The following is a 13035-nucleotide window of genomic DNA, read 5'->3' as shown; positions in this document are numbered from 1 at the left end:
GTTTTCAACTTTTTTCTGTTATACACAGCATATTTTTCTTAAACTGTTCAATCTAATCGACTTTCAGCTTAAATAAGTATGTTGCATATAATTCAATCCAACCGAATGGAAGCGTTACAGGCGCAGTTTAATACTGTAATGCAAACAGCGCCATTATCTGATCCGTTTCAGCGAGATATTGTACTGGTTCAATCTCCCGGTATGTCGCAGTGGTTGAAAAACGGATTGAGTAAACATATTGGTGTGGCAGCTCAGATCGATTTCCCGCTGCCTTTGAGCTTCATTTGGCGTCTGTACCAACAGTTTTTGCCCGACGTTCCATCTGAGTCGCCATATAATAAAAACAATATGACTTGGAAGCTTTTTAATGTACTGCCAAGCAAATTGGCGCAGCCTCTGTATTTACCGTTATCAAATTATTTATATGCCGATGTACCAGAAGATGCGCAAGCAGATAAAGAGCTGGATGGCTTAAAACTATTTACATTGTGCGAAAAAATTGCCGACGTGTACGACCAATATCTAATGTATCGCCCTGACTGGCTGTCAATATGGGAATCTGGGACCAATCAGTTAGCTGATGTCGATGTTGAGGTAGCTTCTTGGCAACCGGATTTGTGGCGCTCGTTAGTTGAATATACACACCAACTTGGACAAAGTTCGTATAACCGCGCCAACATGCATGAGCAACTGCTCGCAGCTTTGGAAAGTGCCGACCGCGGGGTACTTCCTGAGCGGATCGCCATCTTTGGTTTATCAGCAATGCCGACCAGCCAGTTAGAAGTGTTTCAAGCACTCGCCAGCAAAACAGAAGTCTTACTATTTTTCTTTAACCCCAGTGAACATTATTGGGGGGATTTAGTGGATGAAAAAACACAAGCTAAGATCCACGCAAAATATGCAAAACGACCTGAGATTGATGCTAGCCTAGATGAAGAGCAAGACTACTATAATGTTGGTAACCCGTTACTATCTTCTTGGGGTAAGTTAGGTCGAGACTATCTAGAGCAATTGCTACAGCTTGATGCTCGCTGGCTTGACGGGTTTGTTGAAGACTTTAATGATTCACTGTTGTCGCAGATCCAAAGTGAAATTTATCAGCTGGCATTTAAAGGTGAATCTTTACAAGCGGATCCAAACTGGTTCGTAAATGAAACTGGTAAGTTGCCTGTTTCCGAAGATGATAAAAGCATTTACTTGCAAGATTGCCACACTCCGCTAAGAGAAGTTGAATGTTTGCACGACCACCTTCTCAATTTATTTAATCAATACCCAGAACTTACGCCTAAAGATGTCATTATTATGATGCCAGATGTGGGAAGTTACAGTCCTTATATTGAAGCGGTATTTGGCAGTGCACAAAGTAAAAGGTACATCCCTTACGCTCTGGCCGACATGGCGATAGAGCAAGAAAAACCTGTACTGTCATCATTTGTGACTTTAGTTAATTTGCCATTTAGTCGATTTGGCGTTTCTGACATTTTGGATTTGTTGGCGGTAGAAGCTATTTCAAGTCGCTTTGAACTTGATGCGTCTGAGTTTGAGCAAGTTAAATATTGGCTTGACCAAGTCGTCATTAAATGGGGGCTAGATGCAAAAAATAAGGCCGACCACGGTTTACCTGAAATGCCACTCAATACTTGGTTTCATGGTTTAAACCGCCTATTGCTTGGGGTTGCTAGTAGCAGTGAGGAGATAGAGTTTAACGGCGTATATCCGGCTGATCTAGTGGAAGGCATGGCCATTAATATTTTAAGTAAGTTGGTTGCTTTTGTGGAAGCTCTGGACATAGCAAAGCAGCAGCTCGCAAATGCCGGTGACCTTGCGCAAAAAGCGGACTTGTTACGGCAGTTACTTGGCCGTTTCTATCATCAAGATGCCGAGCAAACCTGGGATTTAATGCAGCTCCATAAAGTAATTGAAGGTATTGAAAAGCACTTTGAAAACGGTGATATGCGCAGTTCCATAGAGCCCAGAGTATTGGCTTATTTGGTAAAGCAAGGGATCCAAGAAAAAGGGGTTGGACAGCGATTTCTATCCGGCGCCGTGAATTTTTGTACTTTGATGCCAATGCGAGCCGTGCCATTTAAAGTGGTATGCCTGCTTGGCATGAACGATGCTGATTATCCTCGTCAAGTTCAGCCAATAGGGTTTGATTTGGTGCCAGCTTCCTCAAGACGAAAAGGTGACCGTTCACGGAAATTAGATGATCGGTACTTGTTTTTGGAAGCGCTTTTAAGTGCGAGATTGCATTTTTATGTCAGCTATATAGGTCGTTCTTGTTTTAACAATGAAATTCAAGTGCCTTCAGTGTTAGTGAGTGAATTATTTGAATATATAGACAGAAGCTTTTACTGTGGGGGTCGCAACGAGCCGCTCAGCGTACGGTTAAAGCATCAAGCACCACTTCAGCCATTCAACCCTCTTCACTATCAGTGTGGTCAGTTGCAAAGCTACAATCCCAATTGGTTATTTTTGCCAGCAGAAGAGGAGAAAAGTTCGCCATCGCCACTGATTTTAACACCACCAGAGGAGCTGGAGCTCGCTCAACTGCTACGTGCATTTACAGCGCCACAAAGTTATTTTTATCAAACATGTTTGGGTATTAAGATAGCGTCTGCGACAGAGTATCAGGACGATACTGAACCCTTTGCGTTAGACCCTCTAACACGTTACCAATACTTGCAAGAAATTCTCGATACCCATATTAATGAGCAGCCACTTGGTACCGAGCAGATGTTACAAAGAGGTCACTTACCGCAGGCATTTGTGGGAGAAATACAATTAGAGTTGTTGGAGCAGCGGGTACTGCCCATGGTCGCAGTATTAAAGTCAAAACTGATGGATGCTAGTGCCCCACAAGAGGTCGCTATCTCGGTAAATGGCATCAAGATAGTCGGCTGGTTGGACAGGCTATTTGGTAGCGAACAAATTTTTTATAGACCTGCGAGCATTAAAGCGAAAGACAAGATCCGAGCCTTCATCTATCACTTGCTTGCCAATGCGGCTGTGTCAACGATGAATACGACCATAATTGGCTTAGATGAGCAGGTTACTTTTGATGCGATAGACAAACCGAGCGCATTGCAATTACTGGAAACCTGGGTGGGCTTTTATACGCAGTTGCTCACTCAGCCGGTGCCTTTTTTCCCAGCTTCGAGTTATGCATTTGCCGATACGGAGGATATTGGGAAGGCGAATGCAAAGTTTGCAGGTGGCCAATATATTGGGGTAGGAGAATCTGAAGATCCCTATGTCGCTCTTAACTTCAAAGATTTAGAGTCGTGCTTGGAAGAGTTTATGTCACTGAGTAAATCTTTACTTGGACCAATTATAGCGTTAGAAAAGGAGCAACAACATGGAGATGCTTAACCCGATCACCATGCCGTTGTATGGCCACAACCTAATTGAAGCCAGTGCGGGCACCGGTAAAACTTATACGATCACCGCGCTTTATCTGAGGTATTTACTCGGTTTGGCTGAAGGCTCAGGTTCTACATGCCTAAGTGTTGAACAAATTTTAGTGGTAACTTTTACTGAAGCGGCAACACAAGAAATTAAAGATCGTGTCAGGGCGAGGATCATCGATGCGCGTGATGCATTGCTGGGGGCTGAGTGTAAGGATCCGCTGATCCCGGCACTGTTGGCGCAAATTGAAGATAAAAAGGCTGCTTTCAAATTGCTTGATGCGGCGGCAAAATCGATGGATGAGGCCGCAATTTTTACTATTCATGGTTTTTGTCAAAGAATGTTAAAGCAACATGCCTTTGAATCAAAGTTGAGCTTTAATCTTGAGTTTATCCTCGATGAGAGTGAGTTGTTAAAAACGGCGGTAGAGGATCACTGGCGAAAGTTTTTATATGCGTTAGATAAAGAACTGACAGCTTTGGTTTTAGAGCACTTCGCTCACCCCCAAAGCTTAATGAAAAAGCTTATGCCACTGATGAACAAATCTGGCGAGACACTGACACCTAAGGTTGAGTTGGCAGATATTTTAGCGGCTAGAAAACAATATCAGCAGCGTGCATTAACGTTTAAGCAAGCAGTGCGTGAAAGTGAATTTTTAGCCTGTTTAACTGACTCAGCACTGGCAAAAAACAAAGCACCAGGACGCGTTGCAAATATTAATGCCCTTGGCGATTACATCGCATCAGACGCGTGGTATTTTGAATTTGGTACGAGCAAACACTCTTTTAATCTGTGGGGCAGCGCTCAGTTAGGGGATGCGAAAAACTACAAAAAAAACGCTGAGCTTATTTCTCATGAGATGATATTGCAGTTTGACGAAATGGCGAATTTGCACCATCAGGTTAAAAACTTATTGCCTATTGCGTTATTACAAGACGCACTAGAACAAGTAAAATCTCTGTTGGTACAACACAAACAAATTCAGAGCTCGATTTCTCCTGATGATCTATTGAGCAATTTACACCAAGCTTTGCAAGGCAGTGCAGGCGAAGTACTTGCTGATAAAATAGTTCAGCAGTTTCCAGTCGCACTCATTGACGAGTTTCAGGACACAGATCCGGTTCAGTATGGTATTTTTAGTGCGATCTATCGTCAACAAGACGACACTGCTCTTACCATGATCGGCGATCCCAAACAGGCAATTTATGGGTTTCGCGGTGCAGATATTTTTACGTATATAAAGGCCAAACAAGCCGTCGAAGCTGGCCGGCATTTTACTCTCGCAAAAAATTACCGCTCTGCTAAATCTGTAGTAGATAGTGTGAATACTATTTTTACTCAGCATGACAGCAGTTTTATTTTTAATGATGACATTCCTTTTTATTCGGTAGATGCTCAGGGCAAATCAGCAGACCAATCGCTGTCTGATGACAAAGACAGTGTGCTGAATTTTTGTGTCTATGACAGCGCTGGTGGCGTAACAAGTAAAGCGCAAGCACAGCAAGCACTTGCACAAACATTTTCAGCTAAAATAGCCACTTTGCTATCACAGGCGAAGAATAATCTAGCCATGATCGGTGAGGACCCGGTAAAGGCAGCAGATATATGCGTATTAGTAAGAGACAGAAACGAAGCTGCGATTATGAAGCAAGCGTTACAGGCCAGTGGTGTTAGTGCGGTTTACTTAGCGAGAGACAGCGTATACGGCCAGCCTGTTGCCAGCGCATTAAATCAATTGCTACACGTGTTACACGGTGCCTATGATGAAGCCGCGCTGCGCGGTGTATTGGTGAGTCCACTATTTTCACTTAATTATGAAGAGGTTTATGTCCTTGCTCAAAGCGAACAACAATGGCAGGGCTATTTGGACTTTTTTGCCGAGCTGAAACGAGTTTGGTACCAAAGTGGTGCTATGGCTATGTTGGAAAAGCTCATGGTACATAATCAGCTCGCTAATATTTGGCGTGCAAATGGTTATGAAGTTGAGCGCTGGTTGACTGATTATCGCCATTTAGCTGAACTGTTGCAGCACAAGCAAATTGAGCTCGAAGGGACCCAGCGTGTCTTGAGGTGGTTGAGTATCCAATGTGCAGAAGCGACGCTTGATGGTGCACAGTTAAGGCTTGAAAGTGACGCTAATTTGGTGAAAATCGTAACCATGCATGCGTCTAAAGGTCTTGAATATCCAATTGTCTATATGCCATTTGCAATAGGGTATCGTGAGCCCAGTGAAGTCGTTTATCATCAGGGGGATAACCTCATTATCGATCTTGATGCCGATGATAATGCAATGCATGCAGCGTCAAAAGAGCGTCTTGCGGAAGACATTCGATTGCTCTATGTGGCGTTGACTCGTGCTGTACATTATTGTGAGTTGGGGCTGTACAATATTGCATTAGGGCGCAGTAAAAAGCTCGGGATTGGTCAGACTGCGCTTGGTTTTGCACTATTTGGCAGTTGTGATTTTAAAGAAGCGCAGCAGTGGCACCAAGCACTGGAACAAATTTGCCAAGTACACCCAGCAATGTCGATGGAGATATTTGACGACCCTCAGGTAGCTCATTTTGGGGAAGAGCAGGAACAATCTTCTCTTGTGCTCACGGTAAAAGAGCAGCCAACCTCCATAGAAACCAACTGGCGTACAACGAGCTTTAGTCAGTTAAGTTACCATGCTCATCATGATGATAGGCCAGCAGGCGCATTAGATGAGCATCATGAGTTAGACCTACCAAGAATGGTGCAAACCCCGGTCAAATCGCCTTATAGCTTTGTTAAAGGCGCAAAGGCGGGTAGTTGTCTGCATGAGATCTACGAGCAAATCGATTTTACGTCTCCCCACCACCCAGTGGCAGAAGGCAAGCTGCCTTTGAATGAAGTAGTGGAAAATTGCCTAAATAAATATCACATAGATATACAGTGGCTGGAATGTGTGGTTTTGTGGGTGCAAGAGAGCTTGGTTTGTCCTCTCAATACACAAGGTGACTTATCGCTTAGCCAATTGTCGCCTGATAACTGCCTGGTCGAAATGGAATTTCACCTCCCGCTAACGGCGTTAAAATCAAGTCAACTTAATAAAGTTCTAAGCGATATTACAGGTCAGCCAAGTTATTTGCAGTTTGATGATGTGGTAGGCATGCTCAAAGGCTTTATTGATTTGATCTTCAGATGGCAAGGGAAATATTTTGTTTTAGACTACAAGTCGAATTATTTAGGTGATGAATTGCATGACTACAATGATGAAAACTTGTGGTCAGCAATGACATCGCATCAATACCATCTACAGTATCTGATATACAGTGTTGCTTTGCACCGTTTGTTAAAATACCGTCTTGCTGATTATTCTATCCAAACCCATTTGGGTGGAGTCTATTATTTATTCTTAAGAGCATTGCCTGAAGGGGGAGGGGTATACTTCAACGAATTGACGGAGCAAGAGCTACTGTCGCTGGATGCACTTTTTGAACAGGAGGCTGGATAATGTCTCAGTTTTCGTTAGATTTCTCCGTGGATAATTTTGACGACACACTTTTTTTAGATGTGTTGTTAGAACAACGCAAAGTCCGAAGCGTCGATATCGCCCTTGCGAAGCTCTTGTGTGAATCACAATTTGACGATGTTTTTTACCTTATTTTGCTGCTGTTAAAAGCTGAACAAAATCAACATAGTTGTTTAGTTTTGAATGATATTGATTGGTTTAACCCATTTGAATTAAATCTGGAGCAGATGGAACAGACTATCGAGCTGACTCCCTTTAAAGATAAATCACAGGCCCTAGAGTCACTACATTCACACCCAGCAGTGGGTGATGATAAACCGATAGTCATGTTTAATGAACAGCTCTATTTGGCACGTTTAGCAAACTATGAGGCGTTTTTGGCAAAACGATTCACGTCACTGGCGAAACGAAAAATTGACTTAGATACCCCTCAATTAAAGCAGTTGCTAAATGTGTACTTTCCAGATACGCAAGGGCAGATGATTGATTGGCAAAAGGTTGCGTGTGCAATCGCGGCATCGAGTGCATTTTGTGTCATTACCGGTGGACCTGGGACTGGCAAAACCACAACCGTGACAAAACTATTGGCAATATTACAATCTTTGTATGCAAAAGCGCCTTTGAATATCAAACTGGTAGCGCCGACGGGCAAGGCTGCGGCCAGACTCAGTGAATCGATAATTGGCGCAAAGGGACGGTTATATTTAGCACCAGAGTTGGCTGAACTTATCCCTGAGCATGCGCAAACAATTCATCGCTTGTTGGGGGTTATACCCAACAGTAACAAATATAGATATCACGAAAAAAACCCGTTACACCTTGATTTGTTGATTGTCGATGAAGCCTCTATGGTCGATCTTTCATTGATGAGTAAATTGGTTGCGGCATTGCCGGAAGGGGCTAGATTGTATCTACTGGGAGACAAAGACCAGCTGGCGTCAGTTGATACTGGCTGTATTCTTAATGACCTATGTGCGGAGCTAAAGTTAGGCCTAAACCCTAAGTACTCTTCACAACGGGCTGAGTTCCTCAATCAGACGTGTTTTGACGGTGAAAAAATACTATCAGGTGCGAGCAGCAAATTCGTGTTGCAAGATGTGATGGCATTTTTACAGCAGAGTCATCGCTTTAAGAGCGATAGTGGTATTGGTCAGCTTGCCGCAGCGGTGAATAACAATGATCAAAACCATCTCGACTGGGTTATCCAGCAGGGGTTTGATGAACTGAGCTTGTTCAATTTATCAAATGAGTCATACCTTAATATGATTGAAAGTGCAGCTAGTGCGTATAGCGTGTACCTTAGAGCCATCAAAGATGGCGCAGACACTGAGCAAATACACCAGCTATTCTCTGAATATCAACTGCTTGCAGCGGTCAGAGAGGGTCCGTATGGCGTCAATGAACTTAACAAACGTATTGAACACAAACTAGCACAGCAAAATCTGATCCGTCCGTACAGCCGCTATTATGCAGGTATGCCTTTGATGATCACGCAGAATGACTATCAACTTAAGCTTTTTAATGGTGATATTGGTATCATTTTACCAGACAGCAGTGGCCAGCTATTCGCTACATTTATTGATGAGCAAGGCAATCTTAGGTCAATCAATCCGGCACGTTTACCTAGCCACGACTTAGTTTATGTGATGACAATTCACAAGTCGCAAGGTTCTGAATTTAGTTATACAGCAATGATCTTACCGCCAATTCAAAGAGCACGTCAGGGCATTAATAGGCAATTGGTTTATACGGGGATCACACGTGCAAAACATCATTTTGAATTAATCTGCCAGCCACAAGTATTACGACTAGCCATGAATAAATCTGTGGGCCGAAGCTCAGGGTTACGTCATAGGTTGCTAAATGATTAAATTTTTGTTTTTTATTTGTTTCGTTGTGATATTGGGCTATGGTTATCTCTAAAGCAGACAGAGATTAATTGCGCTGCTTTTTATTGCCCAGTGAATGTGCCGCCAAAGTCGTAGGCGGCCTTTTTTATTAAATTCATCATGGTTTTCCTTAACTTCGTTTACGTCAATTGTGCAAATGCAAACTGCATATTTTACACTCAGTCTTTTATTGACTTTTGTACTTTTATAGCGCTAGATACAGTTAAAGTATTTACTCTTATTGAGAATCGCTATGAAAAGCTTAGAAGAGCATTTGGTGCAATATGCACTCTACCACAGAGATAAGCGCAATATTAGAACGCACCTAGTTGGCGTGCCGTTAATTGTGTTTGCGGTTATTATGCTGACTTACATTCCGCTGTTTGAGTTTAGCCAATTTGAAGTGACGTTGTCAGTCATTTTAATAGGTGCTGTAGGTGCATACTATTTTTATTTATCAGCTTGGCTAGGACTAATCATGATAGCAATTTTGGCAACTGGCTATGCGTTAACAACCGTGCTTAGTAGCCAAATAATGCTGTTTGGTGTGCCAATGAGTGGATTCTATGCAATCGGAGTCGGTATTTTTTTGTTCGGGTGGGTAGTGCAATTCATTGGTCATCACTTTGAAGGAAAGAAACCTGCGTTTGTTGATGACTTAATGGGGTTATTGATTGGCCCATTGTTTGTATTAGTTGAAGTGCTTTTTAAATTTGGATGTATGAAGCACTTAGAGATGCAAATTCTTGCACAGGCAGGAGCCTATAGAAATTAACTAATAGGAACCTGCTGTGTATTGTAAGGCGCTCTATAAGCTGATGCGAGTTTCTAGCTGAGTACCTTTTAAAATGGTGACATCTTGGCAGTTTAAGCGCAACTGCCCATTGTTAGTTTCTATAATATATCCGGCCTCTGGCGCCTTTTCAGGAGAGGCTTCGCTCAATTGTTTTCGGGCGCGGTGAACCATGATGTTCATATGGTTCATTTGAATACCTAGCTGTTTGGCAAGCTCTTCTCTATAGATCCAACCTTGAGATTCAGGGTCAACGCCCGCTTGCTTATCTTCAATTCTTAGCCTTGCCAAAAGTAGGAGTAAATAATGGTGACTGCGACTGCCTAAACTGAACTCTTCCCCTTCAATATGCAAAGAGAGCTCGGTTTTTTCTTCATCTAAGCTCACAGCAAAGCTAAGTGCCAATGGCTTGACAGCTGGCTGTTGTTCCAGGTGTTTGGTCATGGTTGAAATGCCAGCGCAATAAAATAACCACTGCTCTCCAAATAGGCTGGTTATCCCGCCATCGATGAGTGCTTGTCTATCGGATGTATTTAGATCTTCTAAAAACCAGTAGTTAAGCAAGTTATCGTAGTACACAATATGTGTAGCTTCTTCTTCGTTGGGCAGAAGCATTTGATTTTCAATTTCAATGACATGATTGCGGTTATTCTGTGACACAAAATATTGGCAATTTGCATTTAAACTGCCGACGACAAAGGAGTTTTGGCCTGGTGCAGCAAAGTCAATTTTGTCATTTTCAGACAGCTGGTACGGCAGGTTTTTGTCAATTTTGCGGTCATTTATCCAAATGCCATTGGTACTTACATCGCGAATGAGCCAGTTATCATTTGTATACTCGATGATGGCGTGGTGTCTGGAAATTCCGGGTTTATCTAAAAATGTATCCACATTGAATTTAAAGCGCCCAAAAGTGTGATAACTTTTAAGATAAATTTTTTCGAGCTTTAGCTCATCGATTAAGTAAGCCATAGATTTTCCTAAATTTCCGTATATTTGCTAAAGGCTAGCATCACGTAGTTGTTGCAGAAATTTTACCTGATAAATGGAGTAAATCACCAGCAAAAAGTCTCCTATCCGTGAGAGCAGTAATGGTTACTCGTTGTTGCATATGCCATTAAGTTCGGCAATATGTATTCATAATGTCACCTCTGAATATGAAATAGCATTATAAAAAGTGGGCCCACCTAAATGGGCACCATTAAAGGGAAATCTGCAATTTTGGGTGTCTAAAATAGCCTGTATATGTCTTTTTGTAAGTTCTCTAACTTATAAAATGTAGTTTACAAAGAATAACTTAATTTATCTATTACAGGGGATTACAGCACTTTTAGATGGTGTGACCGTACCTTTAATCTTCCTTGCGATCCCTCAAACAATAGACCATTCTTTTTAATTAAAGGCAATAATTAAGTCCACAAGAGGTGGTTTATGAGTGAGTTTAAATTGCTAAACACAACTAAGCTGGAAGGGATTTATCAGTTTTGTGAGCATTACGAGGGAAATCCTTTATCAATTTTTAGTCCAGCAGAGCAGGTTGTAACAGACTTTTCTCGTCGTCATCCACAGATGATCTTAAAAGATGTCGATATTGACCATGCACTATTTATGATGGTGAATGGCCATGTTCGATGTAAGTTAGTAATCGATCATGATGACACGTTTGTTGGTGTGGTGAATTCAAAAGATTTAACCGGACGAAAGGTATTAACTACGGCGCAAAAACGCAATGTGTCGCGTTCAGATCTGACAGTAGAAGATGTAATGACTAAAAAAAGTGAGTTACATGCGATGTTTTACGAGTGTGTCACAGATGCAAGAATAGGCGATATACTGGAAACGTTGAAAGAGTTGGGTCATCAACATGTTTTACTTATGGATCGCAACCAAGTGTTGCGAGGTATGATCTCGGCTTCTGATATTGCTCGCGCGTTACATATCCCTGTCAATATTTTGCAAAAGGCACATTCATTTAAAGAGATCTTTGAAATTATTTATGAACATGGAGAGGTAACGGCTTAAGTGCAAGCCGTTACATTCGGATAATACTTTACAGGTTTTTAAGGTATTGAATGACGCCTAGTATTGCGGCGACTTGACCATCTATGCACTCTTGTTCAGAAGTATTGGCGCTATCTGGATACACTTCAGTTGTTGTGACATAAGGTGCATTGGTAAAACCCATGCACAGTCCTAATGTGGTGGCGTCATAGTTGATAACCCCAAATTGCTCGATGTCTACGCCAATTAATTGGGCGTTGTCATCTGCATCAGCGATATGCGTCACCTTTTGCACTTGGTTTATTACACACTTTTGAAATTCCGGTTCTGGTTTTTGTGTATGACCAACTAAATAGAAACCGTCAGGTATATTCCAATTGTTATTTATTTTACCATCTCTTGCCGCAAGAGCTGGGCGAAATTCACTGTTGTCCGTATCTGTCGTTTCATGAAGATCAATATGAGCAATGATTTTGCCAGCATATTGATTTACATATTGCATAGCATACAGTGACTCCTGCGCTGGGCTATCACTATAAAAGGAACGATTTGGATCAATTGCATTAGGGTTCCATCTATTAATGGTCTCAAAGCCCCACGGACTAATACAAGGTAAAATTAAAAAGTTAAAATGATCTGTAAAAAGTGTCATTTGGTGCTTTGCAAATGCTAAAGCCCCCATCACGCCACTGGTTTCATAACCATGCACGCCACCAGTTACCAAGATTGTAGGCAGTGCAGTATTGGCATTTTTGTTTCTAATTGCCAACAATGGATACGTTCTAGATTGATAATCTAGCGTTCCATATTCTTCTATATCACATAGTTCACTTAACCCTTCAATCTCAGCTAAAACGAGTTCGCTATATGAGCGTTTGATAGACTGAGATTCGAGCCAAATACTCTTTTCTGCTTCCCCCCATGGGGTCCCTGCTGTGCCAATTGGATATTGCTGTGACATTACTTAATTCTCTATGACCTTTTTTTGGAGCATCCTAAGTAGTTTAAATTTCAATGGCAACCTTTTAAGCCAAATAGCCAAGTTGAACGAGTGATCTCTTCTGCGCCTTGGTAATTTTAAATGCAAGCAGCGTGATTTTCGTATCGATTAAATGTATTTGGATAACTTTGAGACCCAAAATATTACGGGTTGATAATTTATGGATTTCTTCAGAAGGCACGAATTTTCGCGTACCAAAGAGATTAAAATACGAAAAACCTTGGTTGCAAATTGTGACTTTGTTTTGACCAGATAAAGCCAGCATAAAATGTATTAAGGCTATAGCTATTGCTGTTACTGCAATTGTGAATTGTACAGCAGCTAACTGAGATAATTGCATCTCTAAAAATAGTTTAGCAGCACTAAGTAATACCAAAGATACCAGTGTCACGATCATATAGAATATAAAATTGACCTGAAGTCTAAGCTCTTTCATTCTTGATTCCTA

The 13035-nt window shown here is 41.8% G+C and carries 8 protein-coding genes; 5 read left to right on the top strand and 3 right to left on the bottom strand.

Annotation, left to right across the window (positions count from 1 at the left end; genetic code table 11):
- The first annotated feature begins 78 nt into the window (after window positions 1-78).
- The 4 genes from recC (at window position 79) to MHN81_RS03145 (ending at window position 9568) form a co-directional block, all read left to right on the top strand.
- Entirely contained in the window at window positions 79-3372 is a 3294-nt protein-coding gene (gene recC, locus MHN81_RS03160) for an exodeoxyribonuclease V subunit gamma (RefSeq protein ID WP_239425012.1), read from the top strand.
- Window positions 3359-6886: an exodeoxyribonuclease V subunit beta gene (gene recB, locus MHN81_RS03155; RefSeq protein WP_239425011.1), complete on the top strand. Its 3528-nt coding sequence runs from the start codon at window positions 3359-3361 to the stop codon at window positions 6884-6886. The genes recC and recB overlap by 14 nt, the downstream gene beginning before the upstream one ends.
- Window positions 6886-8775 (top strand): exodeoxyribonuclease V subunit alpha, encoded by a 1890-nt coding sequence (recD, locus tag MHN81_RS03150; protein WP_239425010.1) that lies wholly within the window; start codon window positions 6886-6888, stop codon window positions 8773-8775. The genes recB and recD overlap by 1 nt, the downstream gene beginning before the upstream one ends.
- A 271-nt stretch (window positions 8776-9046) precedes the next feature.
- Complete coding sequence (locus MHN81_RS03145) at window positions 9047-9568, top strand: Mpo1-like protein (protein ID WP_239425009.1); 522 nt, start codon at window positions 9047-9049, stop codon at window positions 9566-9568.
- A 33-nt stretch (window positions 9569-9601) separates the two neighbouring features.
- Here the strand turns inward: MHN81_RS03145 and MHN81_RS03140 are convergent, their stop codons facing one another.
- Window positions 9602-10558: an FHA domain-containing protein gene (locus MHN81_RS03140; RefSeq protein WP_239425008.1), complete on the bottom strand. Its 957-nt coding sequence runs from the start codon at window positions 10556-10558 to the stop codon at window positions 9602-9604.
- A 459-nt stretch (window positions 10559-11017) separates the two neighbouring features.
- On the opposite strand from MHN81_RS03140, the gene MHN81_RS03135 reads away from it, so the two are divergent.
- Window positions 11018-11608 carry a CBS domain-containing protein gene (locus MHN81_RS03135; RefSeq protein ID WP_023402187.1) on the top strand — a complete coding sequence of 197 codons (591 nt, stop codon included), beginning with the start codon at window positions 11018-11020 and terminating at the stop codon, window positions 11606-11608.
- A 28-nt stretch (window positions 11609-11636) separates the two neighbouring features.
- On the opposite strand, the gene MHN81_RS03130 is transcribed toward MHN81_RS03135, so the two are convergent.
- The gene (locus tag MHN81_RS03130; RefSeq protein WP_239425007.1) at window positions 11637-12548 is read right to left on the bottom strand and encodes a M14 family metallocarboxypeptidase; all 912 of its coding nucleotides are present in this window, start codon (window positions 12546-12548) and stop codon (window positions 11637-11639) included.
- A gap of 64 nt (window positions 12549-12612) precedes the next feature.
- Window positions 12613-13023 (bottom strand): hypothetical protein, encoded by a 411-nt coding sequence (locus MHN81_RS03125; RefSeq protein ID WP_023402185.1) that lies wholly within the window; start codon window positions 13021-13023, stop codon window positions 12613-12615.
- Between the last annotated feature and the right edge of the window lie 12 nt (window positions 13024-13035).

Source organism: Pseudoalteromonas sp. Of7M-16 (assembly GCF_022347805.1).
Classification (GTDB): Bacteria; Pseudomonadota; Gammaproteobacteria; order Enterobacterales; family Alteromonadaceae; genus Pseudoalteromonas; species Pseudoalteromonas luteoviolacea_F.
Note: the sequence above shows the minus strand (reverse complement) of the source record. Positions and strands in the feature narration are given on the sequence as shown.

Coding starts and splice junctions, on each gene's coding strand:
- MHN81_RS03125 (WP_023402185.1), bottom strand. CDS start 13,023: ATGAAAGAGCTTAGACTTCAGGTCAATTTTATATTCTATATGATCGTG.
- recB (WP_239425011.1), top strand. CDS start 3,359: ATGGAGATGCTTAACCCGATCACCATGCCGTTGTATGGCCACAACCTA.
- MHN81_RS03130 (WP_239425007.1), bottom strand. CDS start 12,548: ATGTCACAGCAATATCCAATTGGCACAGCAGGGACCCCATGGGGGGAA.
- MHN81_RS03140 (WP_239425008.1), bottom strand. CDS start 10,558: ATGGCTTACTTAATCGATGAGCTAAAGCTCGAAAAAATTTATCTTAAA.
- recD (WP_239425010.1), top strand. CDS start 6,886: ATGTCTCAGTTTTCGTTAGATTTCTCCGTGGATAATTTTGACGACACA.
- recC (WP_239425012.1), top strand. CDS start 79: ATGTTGCATATAATTCAATCCAACCGAATGGAAGCGTTACAGGCGCAG.
- MHN81_RS03145 (WP_239425009.1), top strand. CDS start 9,047: ATGAAAAGCTTAGAAGAGCATTTGGTGCAATATGCACTCTACCACAGA.
- MHN81_RS03135 (WP_023402187.1), top strand. CDS start 11,018: ATGAGTGAGTTTAAATTGCTAAACACAACTAAGCTGGAAGGGATTTAT.